The following is a 21,604-nucleotide window of genomic DNA, read 5'->3' as shown; positions in this document are numbered from 1 at the left end:
CAACCATGGCTAGTTCACTTCTCGCAGGCCTGACCATTCTGATGATCGGCGACAGCCACCTGGCGACCCCCGATTACCTGATCAAGAGCCTGCACGACAACCTCGTGCAGCAAGGTGCCCAGGTGCACTCGCTGGGTATCTGCGGCGCCAATGCCGGCGACTGGCTCAAAGCCACCCCTGGCACCTGCGGCGGTGCCGAGCGCCGTGGCACCGAAAAGCCCGTGGTACTGGGCAGCAAGGCGGCCACCCGGCCGATCGGCGACCTGATCAAGGCCGACAAGACGGACCTGGTGGTCGTGGTGATGGGCGACACCATGGCCAGCTACACCAAACCGGCCTTCCCCAAGGCCTGGCTGTGGCAGCAGACCACCAGCTTTGCCAAGGAAATAGCCAACACCGGGGCCAAGTGCGTATGGGTCGGCCCCAACTGGGGGACCGAAGGCGGCAAGTACGGCAAGACCTACGCCCGCGTCGAACTGACCTCCAAGTTCCTCGCCGCCAACGTGGCGCCGTGCGACTACGTCGACTCGCTCAAATTCTCCAAGCAAGGCGAGTGGGCCACGGTCGACGGTCAGCATTTGACCGCCCCGGGCTACCTGGCCTGGAGCAAGAAGATCAGCGAAGAGATCGTCAAGGCGCCGGTCGTGACGAGCATCAAGAAATGAAGCGCGCCCTGCACGCTGTACTGCTGGCCCTGCCCGCCGCCCTCGGCGCGGGCCTGGCCCAGGCCGAGATCGCGCTGTACCCCACCGGCCCCAGCGAAGACTCGGCGTTCTTGCGCTTCGTCAACGCGGCCCCCGGCACCCTGCAACTGGTGGCGGACGGCTCCAGGGCCAGCCTGCAGCTGGACGCGGCCAAACCGGTGTCGGCGTACCTGCCGGTACCGGCCAACAAGGCCATCAAGGGCACCCTGAGCCGTGACGGCCAGCGCTCGGCCCTGCAGCTGAGCGTTGCTCCTGGCGAATTCGCCACGGTAGTCGCCCTGCAGGACGCCAGCGGCATCCGGCAACGCGTGGTACGCGAGCAACCCGACGACTTCAATGCGCTGAAGGCTTCGCTGGCCTTCGTCAACCTCGACCCTTCCTGCCAGGGCGCAAGCCTGCGCCCTGCCGGGCGCACGGCGGACCTGTTCAAGGACGCGCCAGAGGCCAGCGTGCAGCGTAGATCGATCAACCCGGTGAAGCTGTCGGTGCAACTGGTGTGCGCCAATGCCAACGTCGGCGGCCCGGTGGACCTGGGCGAACTCAAGGCCGGCGAGCGCTACAGCGTATTGCTGCTGCCCACGGCGAGCGGCCCGCAGCTTGTGCCCGTCACGGACACGCTCTCCAACTGATCGGACGTCTTCACCACCATGGTATTCGCCTCACTCGAGTTCCTGACGCTGTTTTTGCCGATCTTCATGCTGGTGTACGCGCTGAGCCGTCCGGCCTGGCGCAACGGCGTACTGCTGATCGGCAGCTGGCTGTTCTATGGCTGGCTGAGCCCGCTGTTCCTGCTGCTGCACATGGCGCTGACCGTGGTCGCGTGGGTTGGCGGGCTGCTGGTGAACCGCAGCCATGAAGACTCGCGCGGGCGCATACGCCTGCTGGCCGCGCTGATCGTGTTCAATACGCTGGTGCTGTGCTGGTACAAGTACGCCAACATCCTGGCCGCCAACTACAACGAGCTGATCACCTATTACGGTGCATTGCCGATGGAGTGGCAGCGGGTGGCGTTGCCGGCGGGGCTGTCGTTCATCGTGCTGCAGGCGATTTCCTACCTGGTGGATGTGCACCGCCATACCGTGCCGGTAGAGCGCAGTTTCGTGAACTTCGCCACCTACATCTCGATGTTCGGCCACTCGATCGCCGGCCCGATCATCCGCTACGACTGGGTACGCCGCGAGCTCAACCAGCGCTACTTCAACTGGCAGAACTTCTCGCTGGGCGCGCGCCGTTTCATGATCGGCATGTGCATGAAGGTGCTGGTGGCCGATACCCTGTCGCCGCTGGTGGACGTGGCCTTCCACCTGGACAACCCGTCGTTCCTGGACGCGTGGCTGGGCTGCCTGGCGTATTCGCTGCAACTGTTCTTCGACTTTGCCGGCTACAGCTGCATGGCCATCGGCCTGGGCCTGATGCTGGGCTTCCACTTCCCCGAGAACTTCAACCGCCCGTACCTGGCCAGCAGCATCCAGGACTTCTGGCGGCGCTGGCACCTGTCGCTGTCGAGCTGGCTGCGCGACTACCTGTACATCGCCCTGGGCGGCAACCGCCACGGCACCTGGAACACCTACCGCAACCTGTTCCTGACCATGGCCATTGCCGGCCTGTGGCATGGCGGGGACAGCTGGAACTACCTGCTGTGGGGCTCGGCCCACGGTATCGCGCTGTGCGTCGACCGGGCCTGGAGCCGTTCCAGCCTGCCGGCGATCCCCAAGGTGCTGTCGCACACCCTGACGCTGCTGTTCGTGTGCCTGGCCTGGACGCTGTTCCGCGCCCCAGACTTTCATACGGCGCTGTCGATGTACGCCGGCCAGTTCGGCCTGCACGGCTTTGCCCTGGGCGAGGCACTGGCAGCCACCGTACGCCCGGTGCACGGCCTGGCGGCGTTGCTGGGCGTGGCGTGCATCATCCTGCCGATCTGGCAGGCACGCGCCGAGCACCGCTTCGCCAGCCGCGCGTGGTTCGTGCATGCCGCTGCCCTGTGGCCCGTGGCCGGCTTCGTGCTGTCGTTCGCGTTGATCGCCAGCCGTGATTCGGTCCCCTTCCTGTACTTCCAGTTCTGATGACGATGAAGACACCTCCTCCCAGTACAGCGCCCACGCCCCCCAGTGCACTGGCCCTGCGCACCAGCCCGATCGCCGGCGTCACCCTGGCGCTGTTCCTGGGTGCCGGCCTGCTGTCGTGTGGCTGGCTGGTGGCCAGCGGCAAGCTCGAGCTGATGCCCGACAAGCACCTGTCCAATGGCCAGGTGCTGCACGGCGAAATCACCCACCGCATTGCCAAGGAGCTGGCCAAGGCGCCGCTGCCGAGCGAGGCCGCCGACCTGGAACGGGCCAGCAGTTGGCTGTTGCTGGGCGACACCGGGCCGCGGGTGCGGCCGGGCTGCACGCAGTGGCTGTTTCTGAGCGATGAACTCAAGCTCGACCGGCACGCGGCCGACAACGCCCAGGCCAAGGCCGATGCGGTGATCGCCCTGCAACGCAGCTTGCAGCAACGGGGTATCCGTCTGCTGGTGAGCGTGGTGCCGGACAAGAGCCGTATCGCCGCCAGCGAGCTGTGCGGGTTGACTCGCCCCACGGCCTCGCAGGCGCGCATCCAGCAGTGGGTGCAGAAACTCCAGGCGGCCGGCGTGGCCACCCTGGACCTGACTGCCAGCCTGCAGCCGCTGGGCGCCAGTGCATTTCTGCGTACCGATACCCACTGGAGCGAAGCCGGCGCCCAGGCCGCTGCCCAGGCCATTGCCGAGCAGGTCAAGGGCATGGGCTTGAGCGCCACCCCCAGCAAGACCTTCGACACCCGCCAGGAGCCTCTGGCACCGCGCCCCGGGGACCTGGTGCGGCTGGCCGGCATCGATTGGCTGCCAGTGGCCTTGCAGCCGCCGCAGGAACAGGTGGCGCCAACGGTCATCACCGAGCGGGCCGAGGCCGTCAGCGATGCGGGCGACAATCTCGATGACCTGTTCGGCGACGACAACCTGCCGAATGTCGCGCTGATCGGCACCTCGTTTTCGCGCAACTCGAGCTTTGTCGGCTTTCTGCAACGTGCGCTGTCGGCGCCTGTGGGCAACTTCGCCAAGGACGGCGGCGAATTCTCCGGAGCCGCCAAGGCCTACTTCGACAGCCCGGCGTTCAGGCAGACGCCGCCACAGCTGGTGATCTGGGAGATACCCGAGCGCGACCTGCAGACGCCCTATGCGGGTGACGTGCAGCTGCCCCCCAGGCCATGACGCACCACGCCCGTTGCGCGCGTTGACACGGCGCAGCGGGCGCTGACGACTGCTCAGGCAAGTTTTTTCAGATCTGCCGCTGAATCGAACGTGGTGAAGTGGTAGATGCCGTGGATCTTCTCCAGCTGGCAACACCAGCCCTCCTGCTCGCCGGCTTGCACCACGAACCTCAGTTCTTCGATACCCGCCATATTGGCGGCAGCTTCGAGCAGGGTCTTGACGCGCTTTTCGACAAGGGCGTCGTAGGCCAGTTCGTATGACTTCTCCCAGGTGGCGTCGGCATTGCGAAATCGCTTCCAGTTATCGTCCTTGAGCACCTTGCAAAAGGCCACGCGCTGAACTTCGCCGGTATTGGACAGGTCGAGGGACAACAGGCAGAGGGTCATGGTGGGCTCCCATAAGCAGTGAAATTCCCTTGCAACCTAGTCACTCGCTTTTCATCCATCAATGCTAAATGGCCATCACCTGAGAGTTAAAATAATTCAAGAATTTACCAAAAAACAGCAACTAAACAACTTAACCAAGACCATGTAGGAAAGTTACTACGCAAAGAAACACGAGCTATAAAGTTCTTTTATGGAACAAAGGGCTTTCAGGCACTTTAAAATAAACAGAAACATTCAAAGGCGTGCCGTTTCGGCGCAATTACAGCGTCTTGAAGCGAGCGCCGCGCGTCTGCAATCATGCCCGCCGGGCGCTGCCAGCGGGCAGCGTCGTCCCTTAGCGCACTGCACAAAGGAATGACTCAATGATCAGGGTATTGCTTTCGCTGGACCTCACCAACAAGGAATCGGAACGAGACAACTTCAACAACTTCCTGGCAGAACAACAATGGAAGAAGTTGGCTGGTGTGAATACCGTCTGGGCCATCGAGTACGACGATTTCAGCCAGACCAACGAGCAACATGTGACAAACGTCAAAAGAGACCTGTCCAAAGTGCTGCTCACCGCGGCATGGGAATTCAAACCGGACCGTATTACCTACGTTGCACAGATAGCCAACATTGAATGTATCGGGCGCTATATCTACCGGGAGGGTGGCGATTACAAGGCGTTCATTTACGAGCCCTGCTGATAGCGCTGAAGAGAGTGAGGTGTCTGCGACAGTGATCCGGTCGCAGGCATTTTTCGTGCGCGCGAAGGGAAAGCAGTGCACTGCATGCGTATTCGGGGAAAGGGAACTGGATAGAGGCGGCCCCTGGCAGACAAGGGCTTGCGTTATGGAGGCAACCCCACCAGCCACACCCCGGCACACGATGTTCCCGCTGTGGCTGCTCCCTTCCGGGCCTGACCAGGTTTACGGGTAATCGTTGCGGGGGGACCGATGGGGTCACCATAACGATGCTCGCCTGGCAGCGAGCGGGGCCATTGTACCGGTCTGACGCGAAGTTACAACCTCTGTACTGTGAAAAAACCACTCTGGCTCAAGGACTTGTGACTGCCGCCGGGGCATCGCCCTGGATCACGCAGTGAATGAAGTGCAGCTTGGCCACCACCGGCGCACTCAGCACGAACGGGTAGAAGTCGGTCTGGCCCATGCTGCGTGACAGCTCGTTGAGCATCGCCGACAGCTCCACCCAGGCATTGATGAACGCCAGGAACGCGGGCGCCCCAGGGTGCTCGGGCTGGTACAGGCTGCGGGCATCGAACGGCGGATAGTCCAGGTCCATCACCGAGGCGTCCATGCCCAGCGCAAGGGCGGTGTCCACCGCATCGGTCATGTGCAGGTAGTGCGCCCAGGTTTCGGCCCAGTCCTCCCAGGGGTGCATGGTGGCATAGGCGCTGACGTGGGCGACGGCCCAGTCCAGCGGTGCACCTTGCTGGTAGTGGCGCTCCATGGCCTGGGCGTAGCTGGCGCGCTCGTCGCCGAACAGGCGGCGGAAGTCCTGCAGCCAGGCGCTGCTGGCCACCAGACGGTCCCAGTAGTAATGCCCGATCTCGTGGCGCAGGTGGCCCAGCACGGTCCGGTAGGGCTCCTGAAGCTGCACGCGCACCTGCTCGCGCCAGTCGTCGTCGGCTTCGCGGATATCCAGGGTGATCAGGCCGCCAGCGTGGCCGGTGGTGGGGGGATTGCCGGCAATGTCGATGCCGATGAAGTCGAAGGCGATGCCCTCGCCGGCTGCGCCTTGCTTGGGCGTGACCGGCAACCCCAGGTGCAGCAGTTGCGCAATCAGGCGGCGCTTGGCGGTTTCCAGCTTGCGCCAGCGCAGGTGGTTTTCGGTGAACGACAGGTCGGGGATGGTGCGGTTTAGGCGACAGGCCAGGCAGAACGCTTCGGGGTCGTCGGCAGCCAGCAGCCAGTTGCAGCAAGCCGGGGTGTCGAGGTTGGCGCAACGCTTGAGCGGGCCGAGTTCTGGCTGGCCGTCCAGGTACCACTGGCCGTCCACAGCGGCCGGCAGCAATGTGCCGACATGGTGGGTATCGGGCCAGTAGCCCAGCGACGCCTGGCAGGCCAGGCATTGGCTGTTGCGAAAGAACACGGACTGTCCGCACTCGCATTGCCACACGCGCGTGCTGCGGCGTGCCTGGCTGACGAAGGGTGCGGCGATACGGGCGACGAGCTGTTCGAAGAATGGGTACATGGGGCCACCTCCTGGCTGGAGCCTAGCCTACACCATGTGCGTGACAGCGCTTGCGGTGTGCCTGACGCACCGTGCGCTCAGGTGTTGCGAGCGCTTCGCGCTCGATCGCGGGTCAAGCCCGCTCCCACGCCCTTCGGGCAGAAGCGGGCCGCGTGACCGCTACACCGCTATGCCCTGCTCCGACAGAAACGCCACGAACGCATCCTCATCCAACACCCTGAGCCCCAGCTCAGTGGCCTTGGCCAACTTGGAGCCTGCCCCCGGGCCCGCCACCACGCAGTGGGTCTTGGCCGAAACAGACCCCGCCACCTTGGCCCCCAGGCTCTCCAGCTTGTCCTTGGCGACATCCCGGCTCATGCGCTCCAGCGAACCGGTCAGCACCCAGGTCTGCCCCGCCAGCGGCAAGCCCTGGGCAACCTTCTTCTCGCTCTCCCAGTGCATGCCGAACTCGCGCAGTTGCGCCTCGACGCTGCGCGCCAGTGCCTGGTTGGACTCGACCAGGAAGAACTCGCGCACCGCATCAGCCTGCTTGGCTGCCAGCGCCTGGCGCAGGTCGATGCCGTCGGCGGCAATGATGCGCTCAAGGCTTTGCAGCTTGGCCACCAGCTTCTCGGCACCCGTCGGGCCGACAGAAGGGATGTCGAGCTTGGCGATCAACCCGGCCAGGGTCGTACTGGCCGCGAACTCGGCGGCCAGCTCGCCCTCCTCCTGCAACTGCAGGCCGTTCTCGAGCAGTTGCGCGATGACGCTGCGGTTATGCTCGTCCTCGAAGAAGTTGTGGATCTCGTGAGCCACTTCCAGGCCGATATCCGGCAGGTAGGTCAGCACCTGCGGCAACGCCACCATCACGCGCTGCAACGAGCCCAGCGAGCGCGCCAGCACCTTGGCGGTCTCCTCGCCCACATCCGGGATGCCAAGGGCGTAGATGAAGCGTGCCAGGCTCGGGCGCTTGCTGTCGGCAATGGCAGCCAGCAGCTTGTTGCTGGACACCTCGGCAAAGCCTTCGAGGTCGACGATGTCTTCGAATTTCAAGCGGTACAGGTCTGCCGGCGAGGCAATCAGCCCTTCATCCACCAACTGCTCGACGCTCTTCTCGCCCAGGCCCTCGATGTCCATGGCGCGGCGCGACACGTAGTGGATGATCGCCTGCTTGAGCTGCGCGCGACAGGCCAGGCGGCCGACGCAGCGGTACACCGCGCCTTCGCTGACGGTTTCCTTGCCCTTGCTGCGCTTGACCAGCTGGGTGCGCTCGACCTGCGAGCCACACACCGGGCACTGGGTAGGGATGTGCACCGCACGCGCATCGGCCGGGCGACGCTCGGTGACCACCTGCATCACCTGCGGGATGACATCACCGGCACGGCGGATGATCACCGTATCGCCGATCATCACCCCCAGGCGCGCCACTTCGTCCATGTTGTGCAAGGTGGCATTGGCCACGGTCACGCCGGCCACCTTGACCGGCTTGAGCCGTGCGACGGGCGTTACCGCACCGGTGCGACCAACCTGGAACTCGACGTCGAGCACCTCGGTCAACTCTTCCATGGCCGGGAACTTGTGCGCTATCGCCCAGCGCGGCTCACGGGCACGAAAGCCCAGTTCACGTTGCGAGGCCAGGCTGTTGACCTTGAAAACCACCCCGTCGATCTCGTAGGGCAGCGCGTTGCGCCGCTCGCCGATGTCACGGTAGTAGTCCAGGCATTCCTTGATGCCGGCGGCATGCCGCAGTTCGCGGCTGATGGGCATGCCCCAGCCCTTGAGCTTTTCGAGGGTGCCGATGTGGGTGTCGGCGATGGCCTCGGACACCTGGCCCACGCCATAGCAGCAGAACTCCAGGGGGCGGCTGGCGGTGATCTTCGAATCGAGCTGGCGCAGGCTGCCGGCGGCGGCGTTGCGCGGGTTGGCGAAGGTCTTGCCGCCGATCTCGGCCTGGGCTGCGTTCAGCCGTTCGAAGCCCTCCTTGCTCATGAACACTTCGCCGCGCACCTCCAGCACCGCCGGCCAGCCCTTGCCCTGCAGCTTGAGCGGCACGTTGCGGATGGTGCGCACGTTGACGCTGATGTCTTCGCCGGTGGTGCCGTCGCCACGGGTGGCGCCCTGCACCAGCAGGCCGTCACGGTACAACAGGCTGACCGCCAGGCCGTCGAGCTTGGGTTCGCAGCTGTAGTCCACCGCCACCCCTGCGCCGAACAGGTCGCCGGTCGGCAGGTCGAGGCCTTCGACCACGCGCCGGTCGAACTCGCGCAGGTCATTTTCCTCGAAGGCGTTGCCCAGGCTCAGCATCGGCACCTCGTGACGCACCTGGGTGAAGGCCGAGAGCGCCGCGCCGCCCACCCGCTGGGTGGGGGAATCGGGGGTGACCAGCTCGGGGTGTTCGGCCTCAAGGGCCTGCAGCTCGCGGAACAGGCGATCGTATTCGGCGTCCGGGACGCTTGGCTCGTCGAGCACGTAGTAGCGGTAGTTGTGCTGGTCGAGTTCGGCGCGCAGTTCGAGGATGCGGGTTTGGGCGGTCATGTGTGTCGTCTCTTGCAAAGCAAAAGAGCAGCTCGGGGCTGCTCTTGGCGTTCAAATCGGTGGATCGGCGGGGCAGCTTTCGCCGGCAAGGTCAGCTCCTGCAGGGAGCGGCCATACCTGTCAGCGTTTCTGGGTCAGGGCGCGGCGCTCGAACTCGACGATGCGCTGGCGGTAGTGTTCGATGGTCTGCGCGGTCATCACGCTGCGCTGGTCATCCTTGAGCTCGCCGTTCAGTTCATGGGCCAGCTTGCGCGCCGCCGCCACCATCACGTCGAACGCCTGCTTGGGATGGCGCGGGCCCGGCAGGCCAAGGAAGAAGCTGACCGCACGGGTGCTGAAATGGTCGATGTCGTCCAGGTCGAAAACCCCAGGCTTGACCGCGTTGGCCATGGAGAACAGCACTTCGCCATTGCCGGCCATGCTTTCGTGACGGTGGAAGATGTCCATCTCGCCAAAGCGCAGGCCGCTTTCCAGGATGTTCTGCAGCAGTGCAGGGCCCTTGAAGCCGCTCTCGTCGCGGGCAATCACGCTGATCACCAGCACTTCCTCGACCGGCGGCAGGTCCTTGCCTTCGCTGGCACCGAAGCCGGTGCTCTTGGGGCTTTCGTCCGGGAAGTCGTCGTCGGCATTGCCGAACAGGTCAGGCTCGCGTGGCTCGGCCGCCAGGTTCAGGTCGCCCTGCTGCGGCTCGCTGGTACGTTTGGCGCGCTTGGACCCCTTGCCCACCTTCGGCTCGCGCTGCTCGCGCGCAGCCGTCATCGACGGCAGGTCGTGCTCGTCGAGCTGGGGCTCCTTGTGGTCGTCAAGCACCCGCGGCGGGCCCAGCACTTCGGCGCTGGTCTCTTCGTCCGGCAGGTTGGAGAAGCTGCGGTCCAGACGGAATTTCAACTTGCCCTTGCCGCCGCGCATGCGACGCCAGCCGTCAAAAAGAATACCGGCAATGACTATGATGCCGATGACGATCAGCCACTCGCGCAGACCGATTTCCATGTAATCCCGTGCCTCTGTGAAAAATGCTGAAAAATAAAGGGTTTAAACCCCTTTAAAACGTGGCGCCAACTCTATGTTCTGACAGGCGTTTTACCCACGCATAGAAAAATTTACATTAAGCTAGCACGACCAAAGATAACTTTACACCGTCTGTCGCAACTGACAGGGGCATTTGCTGCAAGTTCGTGCGTTATATCCGTTTTTCAGGCGTCGACCATGGCCATCGCCTCCTCCACGTCCACCGCCACCAGCCGCGAGCAACCGGGCTCGTGCATGGTCACCCCCATCAGTTGATCGGCCATTTCCATGGCGATCTTGTTGTGGGTGATATAGATGAACTGCACGGTCTGGCTCATCTCCTTGACCAGGCGCGCATAGCGTCCGACGTTGGCGTCGTCCAGCGGCGCATCGACTTCGTCGAGCATGCAGAACGGTGCCGGGTTCAACTTGAAGATGGCAAACACCAGGGCCAGGGCCGTCAGCGCCTTCTCGCCGCCCGAGAGCAGATGGATGGTGCTGTTCTTCTTGCCCGGCGGGCGCGCCATGATCGTTACCCCTGTATCGAGTAGATCTTCGCCCGTCAGTTCCAGATAAGCGCTGCCACCACCGAAAACTTTTGGGAAAAGTGCCTGTAATCCGGCATTTATCTGATCAAAGGTATCCTTGAAGCGGTTGCGGGTTTCCTTGTCGATCTTGCGAATCACGTTTTCCAGGGTATCGAGGGCCTCGACCAGGTCGGCATCCTGGGCGTCGAGGTAGCGCTTGCGCTCGGACTGCTGCTGGTACTCGTCGATGGCCGCCAGGTTGATCGCGCCCAGGCGCTGGATGCGCGCATCGATGCGCTCCAGCTCAAGTTCAGCCTCCTGCTCGCTGGCCTCGGCCAGCAAGGTCGCCAACACGCCTTCCAGATCATAGCCGTCAGCCTGCAACTGTTCCTGCAGGGCCTTGCGCCGCACACTCAGCCCCTGCCATTCCATGCGGTGCTGTTCGAGCTGACCACGCAGCAGCTGAGATTGCTGTTCGGCCTGGGTACGACGCTTTTCGGCCTCGCGCAGTTCGCGGTCGGCCTCGTCCATGTGCAGGCGTGCCTGACGCATTTCCTCGTCGACACTCATGCGCTTTTCCAGCAGCGCCTCGAGCATCATGCGCAGCTCTTCGAGGGGCGCCTCGCCCTCCTCCAGGTTCAGGCTCAGTTGTTCACGTTTTTCGTTCAGGCGCTCCGACTGCAGCTCCAGGCGCTCGAGGGCCTGGCGCGTGGAGTCGTGCTGGGCGCGCAGCGAGCCCAGGCGTACCGCCAACTGATGGGCGTGGTCCTTGTGCTGGCGGGCTTCCTGGCGCACGCGGTCGAGGCGTTCGCGCAGGTTGTCGCGCTGGGCCAGCAAGGCCTCGCGCTGTTCGGTGTCGTGGGCCATCAGGTCGAGGGCTTCCTGCAGGTGCAGGCGCGACTCGCCCAGGCTTTCGTGTTCGATGGCGCGCTGTTCGAGCAGCTCGGCCAGCTCTTCTTCAAGGCGCCGGCGGCGCAATGTCAGCTGCTCGGCGCGGGCCTTGCCGGCCGACAGACGGGCCTTGAGCTCACCTTGCTGGCGGGCTTCTTCCTGGGTGCGACGACGCAGTTGTTCACGGCTGTCTTCCTGCACGCGCTGCTGTTCACGCAGGGCCAGCAACTGCGCTTCGAGCTGCTCCAGGGCAGCTTCCTGCTCCAGACGCTCCAGGCCCAGCAGCTCAAGCTCCTGCCCGCGGGCCAGCACGCCGCCTTGGGCATCGTTGCCTCGGCTGACCCGCAGAAAGTGGCGCCCCACCCAGTAGCCGTCGCGGCTGATCAGGCTTTGGCCGTCGGCCAGCTGGCCGCGCAGGCTCAATGCCTGCTCGAGGCTCTCGACCGGCTTGACCTGGCCCAGCCAGGGGGCCAGGTCAACGCCGCCCTGTACTTTGTCCAGCAGGCTGCCGGCAAGGCGCTTGCCGGTGCCGGCGGCCTCCAGCAGACGCAACTCGCCCTGCTCGAAGCCCGCCAGGTCGAGCCCGGCCAGGTCGTCCACCAGTACCGCGTGCAGGTCGGCGCCCAGCACGGTTTCCACCGCCAGCTCCCAACCCGGCTCCACGCGCAGGCCTTCAGCCAGGCGTGGGCGTTGCTCCAGGCCCTGCGCGCGCAACCAGTCGAGGGTACCGCTGCCTGGGTCCAGCGCGGCCTGCTGCAAGGCTTCGAGCGATGCCAGCCGGCCACCCAGGCGCTGCAGTTCACCCTGGGCCTGCTGCTGCGCCTGGGCGGCCTGCTGCAATTGCTCGCGCAGCGCGTCGAGGCGCTCGATCACCTGCTGTTCTTCCAGGTGCAGGTCTTCGAGCAGCAATTCGCTGCTGGCCAGTTGTTCGTTCAGTTCCAGGATGGCCGCATCTTCAGGGTCGGCGCTCAACTGGTCGCGTTCTTCGCCCAGCTTGCGCTGGCGCTCCGAGACGCGCTCCAGGCTCTGCTCCAGCTGCTGGATGCGCGACTGCTGCACCTCGGCCTGGCGGCGCGGCTCGGCGGAGCGGGTATTGAAGCTGTCCCACTGCTCCTGCCAGCCATGCATGGTGGTCTCGGCTTCCTCAAGGGTCGCGGCGGCCTCCTCGGCTGCCGCCAGCGACAGTTCCTGCTCGGGCTCGATCATCTCCAGCTCTTCGCCCAGGGTCGCCAGCAAGGTACGGTCGTGGCCCAGGTGCGATTCGGTTTCCAGACGCGCGCGTTCGGCTTCCTTGAAGTCATCCTGCAACTGGCGCAGACGCTGCTGGCCGTGCTGGATGTTCTGCTCGACCCGGGCGATGTCGCCGCCTACCGAATAGAAGCGCCCCTGGACCAGGTTGAAACGCTCCGACAGGTCGTGGTGACCGTCGCGCAGGCGCTCGATGCTCGCATCGGCATTGCGCTGCTCGGCCACCAGGGCCTCGAAGGCCACTTCCTGGTCGCCGATGATCGCCTCGCGCTGGCCCACCTGATCGTTCAGCGCACGCCAACGCAGGGCCGCCAGCTGGGCCTTGAGCTGACGCTCCTCGGCCTTGTATTCCTTGTACTTCTCCGCTGCCTGGGCCTGGCGGTGCAGGCGTTCGAGCTGACGTTCCAGCTCTTCGCGCAGGTCGGTCAGGCGCTCCAGGTTCTCGTGGGTGCGGCGGATGCGGTTTTCGGTTTCGCGGCGGCGCTCCTTGTACTTGGAGATGCCGGCGGCCTCTTCGATGAAGTTGCGCAACTCTTCGGGCTTGGCCTCGATCAGCTTGGAGATCATGCCCTGCTCGATGATCGAATAGCTGCGCGGGCCCAGGCCGGTACCCAGGAAGATATCGGTGATGTCGCGCCGACGGCACTTGGTGCCGTTGAGGTAATAGGTGTTCTGCGCGTCGCGGGTCACCTTGCGCCGGATCGAGATCTCGGCATAGGCGGCATACTCGCCCACCAGGGTGTTGTCACTGTTGTCGAACACCAGTTCGATACTGGCCTGGCTGACCGGCTTGCGGCTGGTGGAGCCGTTGAAGATGACGTCGGTCATCGACTCGCCACGCAGGTTTTTCGCCGAGCTTTCGCCCATCACCCAGCGCACCGCATCGATGATGTTGGACTTGCCGCAGCCATTGGGGCCGACCACGGCCGCCATGTTGCTGGGGAAGTTGACGGTAGTCGGGTCGACGAACGACTTGAACCCCGCCAGGCGAATGCACTTGAGGCGCATGCTCAGCCAGCAACCAGCGAGGACAGCACCAGCGTGCAACTGCGCTCGCAGTACTGCGTCAGCACCTCGCGGATACGCGGCAGGTCGCCACCCACCACCGCTTCTAGCAGTTGGGCGAACAGCACCAGGAAGTCGTTCATGTTGGCCTTGCGCTGGTCCAGCGCCAGGTAATAGGTGCGGCTCATGGCCGGCTGCAGGTTCTCGACGGTTTCCTGCAGGTAGGGGTTGTTGGCGAACGGGTACGCGGCGCGCATCACCGCGAAGCTCTCTTCGACGAAGGCCTTGATGTCCTGGCGCGCACTGGCGGCGTGCAGACGCTGCTGGATGACCAGAAACGGTGCAAGTTCGGCTTCGCTGCGCGGCGCGCTGGCCACGGCATTGCCCAGCAGGATGTACAGCTCGCTCATCAGGGTGCAGAGGCTGCGCACGTTGTGCTCGTTGAGCGCCGTAACCTGCGCGCCACGGCGCGGCAGGATGGTCACCAGGTGCCGGCGCTCGAGTATCAGCAGTGCCTCGCGCACCGAGCCTCGGCTGACATTGAGCGCCTGGGTGACCTTCTGTTCCTGGATGCGCTCGGCAGGTTTGAGCTCACCGCGGATGATCCGCTCGGCCAGGTAATGGGCAATTTGCTCGGAGAGGCTGTCCGGCGCCTTGAACGTCATGGTTTTCCTTCAAAATCATTGAACTGTGCACAAGCGCCGATTGTAGCGCACTTGCCTGCACCTCGCGCAGCGGCACAGGCACGCAGTTGGCACGATTGAAGCAAAACAATCGTCAACCCGGCCCCGGTTCTATGCTGAATACAGAGGCTATCGAGGATGACAGGATCAGCACGCACAAAAAGCTGACCTTGAAGTCAGAAAGCAGTTGACCGGCAAGTCAAGTCTGCCTACAGTCGACCCCGTCCACTCAACAACAATAATTCGCTTGTGAGGCCTTCCGTGATCCAGTTTCTACTCAACCAGGAGCTGCGCAGTGAGCATGCCCTGGACCCCAACCTGACGGTGCTCGAGTACCTGCGCGAGCACCTGGGCAAACCCGGTACCAAGGAAGGCTGCGCGAGCGGCGATTGCGGCGCCTGCACCGTCGTGGTCGGTGAACTGGCTGCAGATGAACACGGCCGGCAGCACCTGCGTTATCGCAGCCTCAATTCGTGCCTGACGTTCGTCTCGTCGCTGCATGGCAAGCAGCTGATCAGCGTCGAAGGGCTCAAGCACCAGGGCAAGCTGCACAGCGTGCAGCAGGCCATGGTCGACTGCCATGGCTCGCAATGCGGCTTCTGTACCCCGGGCTTCGTGATGTCGCTGTTCGCCCTGCAGAAGAACAGCGACGCCCCCGACCTGCACCGCGCCCAGGAGGCCCTGGCCGGCAACCTGTGCCGCTGCACCGGCTACCGGCCGATCCTGGCAGCCGCCGAGCAGGCCTGCTGCCAGGCCGCCCCCGACCAGTTCGACAGCGCCCAGGCACAGACCATCGCCCGGCTCCAGGCGATTGCGCCCAAGGAAACCGGCGAACTCAACAGCGGCGACAAGCGCTGCCTGGTGCCGCTGACCGTGGCCGACCTGGCCGAGCTTTACGGCTCGCACCCCGAAGCCCGCCTGCTGGCCGGCGGCACCGACCTGGCGCTGGAGGTCACGCAGTTCCACAAGACCCTGCCGGTGATGATCTACGTGGGCAACGTCGCCGAGATGAAGCGGGTCGAGGCCTTTGACGATCGCCTGGAAATCGGCGCCGCCACGCCACTCACCGACTGCTATGACGCGCTGAGCCGTGAATACCCCGACTTCGGCGAACTGCTGCACCGCTTCGCCTCGCTGCAGATCCGCAATCAGGGCACCCTGGGCGGCAACATCGGCAACGCCTCGCCGATCGGCGATTCGCCGCCCCTGCTGATCGCCCTGGGTGCGCAGATCGTGCTGCGCCGGGGTCAGGACACACGCACCCTGGCGCTGGAAGACTATTTCATCGACTACCGCATCACCGCACGCCAGGAAAGCGAGTTCATCGAGAAGATCATCGTGCCGCGGGCCAACCTGGCCTGGGCGTTCCGGGCCTACAAGGTGTCCAAGCGACTGGACGACGATATTTCGGCGGTGTGCGCCGCCTTCAACCTGCGCATCGACAACGGCGTGGTGGCCGAGGCACGTATCGCCTTCGGCGGCATGGCCGCCATCCCCAAGCGCGCCCGCGCCTGTGAAGCCGCCCTGCTCGGCAAGCCGTTCAACCAGGCCGGCATCGAGCGCGCCTGCCAGGCGCTGGGCGAAGACTTCACCCCGCTGTCGGACTTCAGGGCCAGCAAGGAATACCGCCTGCTCGGCGCGCAGAACCTGCTGCGCAAGTACTTCATCGAACTGCACACGCCGCACATCGAAACCCGGGTGACCGCCTATGTCTAACCATCCTCACGTGGCCAGGAGCCAGGCCGAACTGGCCGAGCTGTTCGCCCAGGGCCTGACCAGTGGCGTCGGGCGCAGCATCAAGCACGATAGCGCCGACAAGCATGTGTCCGGCGAGGCGATGTATATCGATGACCGCCTCGAATTCCCCAACCAGTTGCATGTGTACGCTCGCTTGTCGGACCGCGCTCATGCACGGGTGCTGAGCATCGACACCCGCCCGTGTTACGCCATCGAAGGCGTGCGCATCGCCATCACCCACGAAGACATCCCGGGCCTGAAGGACATCGGCCCGCTGCTGCCGGGCGACCCGCTGCTGGCCATCGACACCGTCGAGTTCGTCGGCCAGCCGGTGCTGGCCGTGGCCGCCTGCGACCTGGACACCGCCCGCCGCGCAGCGATGGCCGCAATCATCGAATACGAAGACCTGGAGCCGGTGCTGGATGTGGTTCAGGCCCTGCGCAAGAAGCATTTCGTGCTCGACAGCCACACCCACCAGCGCGGCGATTCGGTCACCGCGCTGGCCAGCGCCCCGCATCGGGTACAGGGCACCCTGCATATCGGCGGCCAGGAGCACTTCTACCTCGAAACCCAGATCTCCTCGGTGATGCCCACCGAGGATGGCGGCATGATCGTGTACTGCTCCACGCAGAACCCCACCGAGGTGCAGAAGCTGGTGGCCGAAGTGCTGGACGTGCCGATGAACAAGGTCGTGGTGGACATGCGCCGCATGGGCGGCGGCTTCGGCGGCAAGGAAACCCAGGCCGCCAGCCCCGCCTGCCTGTGCGCGGTGATCGCGCGCCTGACCGGGCAACCGACCAAGATGCGCCTGCCACGGGTCGAGGACATGCTGATGACCGGCAAGCGCCACCCCTTCTATATCGAATACGACGTGGGGTTCGACGACAGCGGCCGCCTGCATGGCATCAACCTGGAACTGGCCGGCAACTGCGGCTGCTCGCCGGACCTGTCGGCCTCGATCGTCGACCGTGCGATGTTCCACTCCGACAACGCCTACTACCTGGGCGACGCCACCATCAACGGCCACCGCTGCAAGACCAACACCGCCTCCAATACCGCCTACCGCGGCTTTGGCGGCCCGCAGGGCATGGTTGCCATCGAAGAGGTGATGGACCGCATCGCCCGCCACCTGGCACTGGACCCGCTGGCAGTACGCAAGGCCAACTACTACGGCAAGACCGAGCGCAACGTCACCCACTACTACCAGACGGTCGAGCACAACATGCTCGAGGAAATCACCGCCGAGCTCGAAGCCAGCAGCGACTACCAGCAGCGCCGCGAGTCGATCCGCCGCTTCAACGCCAACAGCCCGGTGCTGAAAAAGGGCCTGGCGCTGACCCCGGTGAAGTTCGGCATCTCGTTCACCGCCAGCTTTCTCAACCAGGCCGGTGCGCTGGTGCACATCTACACCGATGGCAGCATCCACCTCAACCACGGCGGCACCGAGATGGGCCAGGGCCTGAACACCAAGGTGGCCCAGGTGGTGGCCGAAGTGTTCCAGGTGGACTTCAGCCGCATACAGATCACCGCCACCAACACCGACAAGGTGCCCAACACCTCGCCCACGGCGGCCTCCAGCGGCGCCGACCTGAACGGCAAGGCGGCGCAGAACGCGGCCGAAATCCTCAAGCAGCGCCTGGTGGAGTTTGCCGCGCGCCAGTACAAGGTCAGTGAAGAAGACGTCGAGTTTCGCAACGGGCACGTGCGCGTGCGCGATGAAATCCTCACCTTCGAGAGCCTGGTGCAGCAGGCCTACTTTGCCCAGGTGTCGCTGTCGAGCACCGGCTTCTACAAGACCCCGAAGATCTACTACGACCGCAGCCAGGCGCGCGGGCGCCCGTTCTACTACTTCGCCTTCGGCGCGGCGTGCGCCGAGGTGATCGTCGACACCCTGACCGGCGAGTACAAGATGCTGCGCACCGACATCCTGCATGACGTGGGCGCCTCGCTGAACCCGGCCATCGACATTGGCCAGGTGGAGGGCGGGTTCATCCAGGGCATGGGGTGGCTGACCACCGAGGAACTGGTGTGGAACGCCAAGGGCAAGCTGATGACCAGCGGCCCGGCCAGCTACAAGATCCCGGCGGTGGCGGACATGCCGGTGGACCTGCGGGTGAAGCTGGTGGAGAACCGCAAGAACCCCGAGGACACGGTGTTCCATTCCAAGGCGGTGGGCGAGCCGCCGTTCATGCTGGGGATCGCGCCGTGGTGCGCGATCAAGGATGCAGTGGCCAGCCTGGCGGATTATCGCGAGCAACCGCAGATCGATGCCCCGGCCACCCCCGAGCGGGTGCTGTGGGGCTGCGAGCAGATGCGCAAGGTGGTGGCGGGCCGGCAGGCAGCTGCCGAGGTGGAAACCGTTACACCGTAGTGCGCCCTTCGCCGGCAAGGCCGGCTCCTACAGGGCGTGATTGCTGTAGGAGCCGGCCTTGCCGGCGAAGAGGCCCGATCAGGCACTGAAGAGGCAACCGACTATGCACACCTGGATCAACGCCCTGTCCGACCTGCACACCCGGGGCGAACCCTGCGTGCTGGTGACCATCATCGAAGAGCTGGGCTCCACCCCACGCAATGCCGGCTCGAAGATGGTCGTCAGCGCGACCCAGCTGTTCGACACCATCGGCGGCGGGCACCTGGAATACAAGGCCATGCACATCGCCCGGCAGATGCTTGCCGAAGGCCGCGAAACCACCCACCTGGAGCGCTTCAGCCTCGGCGCCAGCCTTGGCCAGTGCTGCGGCGGCGCCACCGTGCTGCTGTTCGAGCCCATGGGCGGCGTGCAGGCGCAGATCGCGGTATTCGGCGCAGGCCATGTCGGCCGCGCTCTGGTACCCTTGCTCGCCGCGCTGCCCTGCCGGGTACGCTGGATCGATTCGCGCGAGCAGGAATTCCCCGACATCATCCCCACGGGGGTGAGCAAGGTCGTCAGCGAGGAACCGGTCGACGAGGTCGATGAACTGCCCGCCGGCAGCTATTGCATCGTCATGACCCACAACCATCAACTGGACCTGGAACTGACCGCCGCGATCCTCAAGCGCAACGATTTCACCTGGTTCGGCCTGATCGGCTCCAGGACCAAGCGCGTGAAGTTCGAGCACCGCCTGCGCGAGCGCGGCTTTGCCGCCGACAGCCTGGCACGCATGCGCTGCCCGATGGGCCTGGCCGAGGTCAAGGGCAAGCTGCCGATCGAGATCGCCGTGTCCATCGCCGCCGAAATCATCGCCACCTACAACGCGAACTTCGGCCAGCATACCGGCTCGGCCACCACCCAACCCATTGCCAAACTGCTGCCGCCGTCACGGCGCAGCCAAGCCATTTGACGAGAGCCACATGAGCGCAACCCGCAAAGCCTACCGTGCCGCCCTGCTGCACAGCCTCGCCGACCCTGCCGAGGTAGGCGTCGAAGCATCGTATGAATATTTCGAAGACGGCCTGCTGGTCATCGACCAGGGCAAGATCAGCGCCATCGGCCACGCCAGCGAACTGCTGCCAGGCCTGGACGCCGACATCGAAGTGGTGCACTACCAGGACGCCTTGATCACCCCGGGGTTCATCGATACCCATATCCACTTCCCGCAGACCGGCATGATCGGCTCCTACGGCGAGCAGTTGCTGGACTGGCTGAACACCTACACCTTCCCGTGCGAGCGCCAGTTCGAAGACAAGGCTCACGCCGACAAGGTGGCCAAGCTGTTCCTCAAGGAGCTGCTGCGCAACGGCACCACCTCGGCGCTGGTGTTCGGCAGCGTGCACCCTGCCTCGGTCAACGCCCTGTTCGAGGAAGCCGAGCGCCTGGACCTGCGCCTGATCGCCGGCAAGGTGATGATGGACCGCAACGCCCCCGACTACCTGACCGACACCGCCGAGTCGGGCTACGCCGACAGCAAGGCGCTGATCCAGCGCTGGCACGGCAAGGGCCGCCTGCACTATGCGGTGACCCCGCGCTTTGCGCCCACCAGCACCCCGCAACAGCTGGCCCTGGCCGGCCAGTTGCTCAAGGAGTTCCCGGACCTGTACCTGCACACCCACCTGAGCGAAAACCTCAAGGAGATCGAGTGGGTCAAGGCGCTGTTCCCCGAGCGCAGCGGCTACCTGGATGTGTACGACCATTTCGAACTGCTGGGCGAGCGCTCGGTGTTCGCCCACGCCGTTCACCTGTGCGATGCCGAATGCCAGCGCCTGGCCGAGACCGGTTCGGCCGTGGCGTTCTGCCCGACCTCCAACCTGTTCCTGGGCAGCGGCCTGTTCAACCTGCCCCAGGCCGAGCAGCACAAGGTCAAGGTCGGCCTGGGCACCGACGTGGGCGCCGGCACCAGCTTCTCGCTGCTGTACACCCTGAACGAAGCCTACAAGGTCATGCAGTTGCAGGGCGCACGCCTGAGCCCGTTCAAGTCGCTGTACCTGGCCACCCTGGGCGGTGCGCGGGCATTGAACCTGGAGGAGCGCATCGGCACCCTGCAACCGGGCAGCGATGCCGACTTCATCGTGCTCGACTACAAGGCCACCCCGTTGCTGGACTACCGTCTCCAGCAGTCCGGCAGCATCGAGGAGACCCTGTTCGTGCTGACCACCCTGGGCGACGACCGTACCATTCGCGAAACCTTTGCCGCCGGGCGCAGCGTGCACCAGCGCTAAGGCGTTCGAAACAGGCCGCGGTACAACGCGCCGCCGATCACCGCCCCGATCAGCGGCGCCACCCAGAACAGCCACAGCTGATGCAGCGCCCAGCCACCGACGAACAGCGCCGGCCCGGTGCTGCGTGCCGGGTTCACCGATGTGTTGGTAACCGGTATCGACACCAGGTGGATCAGCGTCAGCGCCAGCCCGATGGCGATCGGCGCAAAGCCGGCCGGCGCCCGCGAATCGGTGGCGCCCATGATGATCAGAATGAACATCGCGGTCATCACCACCTCGCTGACAAAACCTGCCCCCAGCGAGTACTGCCCCGGCGAATGCTCGCCATAGCCGTTCGAGGCAAGCCCGTTCGACAGCTCGAAGCCGGCCTTGCCGCTGGCGATGAGGTAGATCACGCCGGCAGCCAGGATGGCGCCCACCACCTGGGCGATCACGTACGGCACCAGGTCCTTGAGCGGAAACCGCCCGCCCACGACCAGGCCCAGCGATACCGCAGGGTTGAGGTGACAACCGGAGATATGACCGATGGCGAATGCCATGGTCAGCACAGTCAGCCCGAAGGCCATGGAGACACCGACCAGGCCAATGCCGATCGGAAAAGACGCAGCCAGTACCACGCTGCCACAACCCCCCAACACCAACCAGAACGTCCCTATCAATTCAGCTCCCATGCGTTTGCTCATGGGCATCGACATCAGTCAGTCCTCAAGAAGTGGTACGCCTGAAGCGCAAGCCCAACTGCTTGATGAAGGTTTGCGGGAGTGCAACAGATAGAAATCTAGCAGAGGTTGGCTCAAGTGCCAGCAGCCCTGAAAGCATCGCGGGTCAAGCCCGCTCCCACAAG

At 64.7% G+C, this 21,604-nt stretch carries 16 protein-coding genes and 1 other RNA gene; 9 read left to right on the top strand and 8 right to left on the bottom strand.

Annotation, left to right across the window (positions count from 1 at the left end; all coding sequences use genetic code 11):
• The first annotated feature begins 5 nt into the window (after positions 1–5).
• The 4 genes from KH389_RS08895 to KH389_RS08880 are packed head-to-tail and all read left to right on the top strand — an operon-like array spanning position 6 to position 3,930.
• Positions 6–665, top strand: coding sequence for an SGNH/GDSL hydrolase family protein (locus KH389_RS08895; protein ID WP_213607231.1), 660 nt, complete (start codon positions 6–8; stop codon positions 663–665).
• A complete protein-coding gene (locus KH389_RS08890) occupies positions 662–1,333 on the top strand; it encodes an alginate O-acetyltransferase AlgF (RefSeq protein ID WP_054915585.1) in 672 nt (223 codons plus the stop codon). Before KH389_RS08895 ends, KH389_RS08890 begins: the two co-directional genes overlap by 4 nt.
• Before the next feature lie 18 nt (positions 1,334–1,351).
• Positions 1,352–2,767 (top strand): MBOAT family O-acyltransferase, encoded by a 1,416-nt coding sequence (locus KH389_RS08885; protein ID WP_043862367.1) that lies wholly within the window; start codon positions 1,352–1,354, stop codon positions 2,765–2,767.
• Positions 2,767–3,930, top strand: coding sequence for an alginate O-acetyltransferase AlgX-related protein (locus KH389_RS08880; protein WP_213607230.1), 1,164 nt, complete (start codon positions 2,767–2,769; stop codon positions 3,928–3,930). Before KH389_RS08885 ends, KH389_RS08880 begins: the two co-directional genes overlap by 1 nt.
• A 53-nt stretch (positions 3,931–3,983) precedes the next feature.
• Here KH389_RS08880 and KH389_RS08875 read toward each other — a convergent pair whose 3' ends face one another.
• A complete protein-coding gene (locus tag KH389_RS08875) occupies positions 3,984–4,316 on the bottom strand; it encodes a hypothetical protein (RefSeq protein WP_043862365.1) in 333 nt (110 codons plus the stop codon).
• A 362-nt stretch (positions 4,317–4,678) separates the two neighbouring features.
• Here KH389_RS08875 and KH389_RS08870 point away from each other — a divergent pair, with 362 nt between their 5' ends.
• Entirely contained in the window at positions 4,679–5,005 is a 327-nt protein-coding gene (locus KH389_RS08870; protein ID WP_213607229.1) for a hypothetical protein, read from the top strand.
• A gap of 155 nt (positions 5,006–5,160) precedes the next feature.
• On the opposite strand, the gene ffs is transcribed toward KH389_RS08870, so the two are convergent.
• The 6 genes from ffs to KH389_RS08840 all read right to left on the bottom strand — a co-directional run bounded on the left by ffs (position 5,161) and on the right by KH389_RS08840 (position 14,370).
• Positions 5,161–5,257, bottom strand: an RNA gene (gene ffs, locus KH389_RS08865) — signal recognition particle sRNA small type.
• A gap of 97 nt (positions 5,258–5,354) precedes the next feature.
• Complete coding sequence (locus tag KH389_RS08860; protein ID WP_213607228.1) at positions 5,355–6,512, bottom strand: zinc-binding metallopeptidase family protein; 1,158 nt, start codon at positions 6,510–6,512, stop codon at positions 5,355–5,357.
• Positions 6,513–6,671: 159 nt separating this feature from the next.
• A complete protein-coding gene (gene ligA, locus KH389_RS08855; RefSeq protein ID WP_213607227.1) occupies positions 6,672–9,026 on the bottom strand; it encodes an NAD-dependent DNA ligase LigA in 2,355 nt (784 codons plus the stop codon).
• Between the two features lie 120 nt (positions 9,027–9,146).
• Positions 9,147–10,016 carry a cell division protein ZipA gene (gene zipA / locus KH389_RS08850; RefSeq protein ID WP_043862361.1) on the bottom strand — a complete coding sequence of 290 codons (870 nt, stop codon included), beginning with the start codon at positions 10,014–10,016 and terminating at the stop codon, positions 9,147–9,149.
• Between the two features lie 203 nt (positions 10,017–10,219).
• Positions 10,220–13,708 carry a chromosome segregation protein SMC gene (smc, locus tag KH389_RS08845; protein ID WP_213607226.1) on the bottom strand — a complete coding sequence of 1,163 codons (3,489 nt, stop codon included), beginning with the start codon at positions 13,706–13,708 and terminating at the stop codon, positions 10,220–10,222.
• A 2-nt stretch (positions 13,709–13,710) separates the two neighbouring features.
• A complete protein-coding gene (locus KH389_RS08840; RefSeq protein ID WP_043862359.1) occupies positions 13,711–14,370 on the bottom strand; it encodes a GntR family transcriptional regulator in 660 nt (219 codons plus the stop codon).
• Positions 14,371–14,649: 279 nt separating this feature from the next.
• On the opposite strand from KH389_RS08840, the gene xdhA reads away from it, so the two are divergent.
• The 4 genes from xdhA (at position 14,650) to guaD (ending at position 20,760) form a co-directional block, all read left to right on the top strand.
• On the top strand, positions 14,650–16,104 hold the full coding sequence (gene xdhA / locus KH389_RS08835; protein WP_054915592.1) for a xanthine dehydrogenase small subunit: 1,455 nt from the start codon (positions 14,650–14,652) through the stop codon (positions 16,102–16,104).
• A complete protein-coding gene (gene xdhB, locus KH389_RS08830) occupies positions 16,097–18,496 on the top strand; it encodes a xanthine dehydrogenase molybdopterin binding subunit (RefSeq protein ID WP_213607225.1) in 2,400 nt (799 codons plus the stop codon). Before xdhA ends, xdhB begins: the two co-directional genes overlap by 8 nt.
• 103 nt (positions 18,497–18,599) lie before the next feature.
• Entirely contained in the window at positions 18,600–19,445 is an 846-nt protein-coding gene (xdhC, locus tag KH389_RS08825) for a xanthine dehydrogenase accessory protein XdhC (RefSeq protein WP_043862356.1), read from the top strand.
• A gap of 10 nt (positions 19,446–19,455) precedes the next feature.
• Positions 19,456–20,760 (top strand): guanine deaminase, encoded by a 1,305-nt coding sequence (gene guaD / locus KH389_RS08820; RefSeq protein WP_058542039.1) that lies wholly within the window; start codon positions 19,456–19,458, stop codon positions 20,758–20,760.
• Here guaD and aqpZ read toward each other — a convergent pair.
• Positions 20,757–21,455 (bottom strand): aquaporin Z, encoded by a 699-nt coding sequence (aqpZ, locus tag KH389_RS08815; RefSeq protein ID WP_213607224.1) that lies wholly within the window; start codon positions 21,453–21,455, stop codon positions 20,757–20,759. The genes guaD and aqpZ overlap by 4 nt on opposite strands.
• Positions 21,456–21,604 lie beyond the last annotated feature (149 nt).

This window comes from Pseudomonas qingdaonensis (assembly GCF_018398475.1).
Classification (GTDB): Bacteria; Pseudomonadota; Gammaproteobacteria; order Pseudomonadales; family Pseudomonadaceae; genus Aquipseudomonas; species Aquipseudomonas palmensis.
The sequence above is the reverse complement of the archived record's forward strand: the minus strand, read 5'-3'. Positions and strand labels throughout refer to the sequence as shown.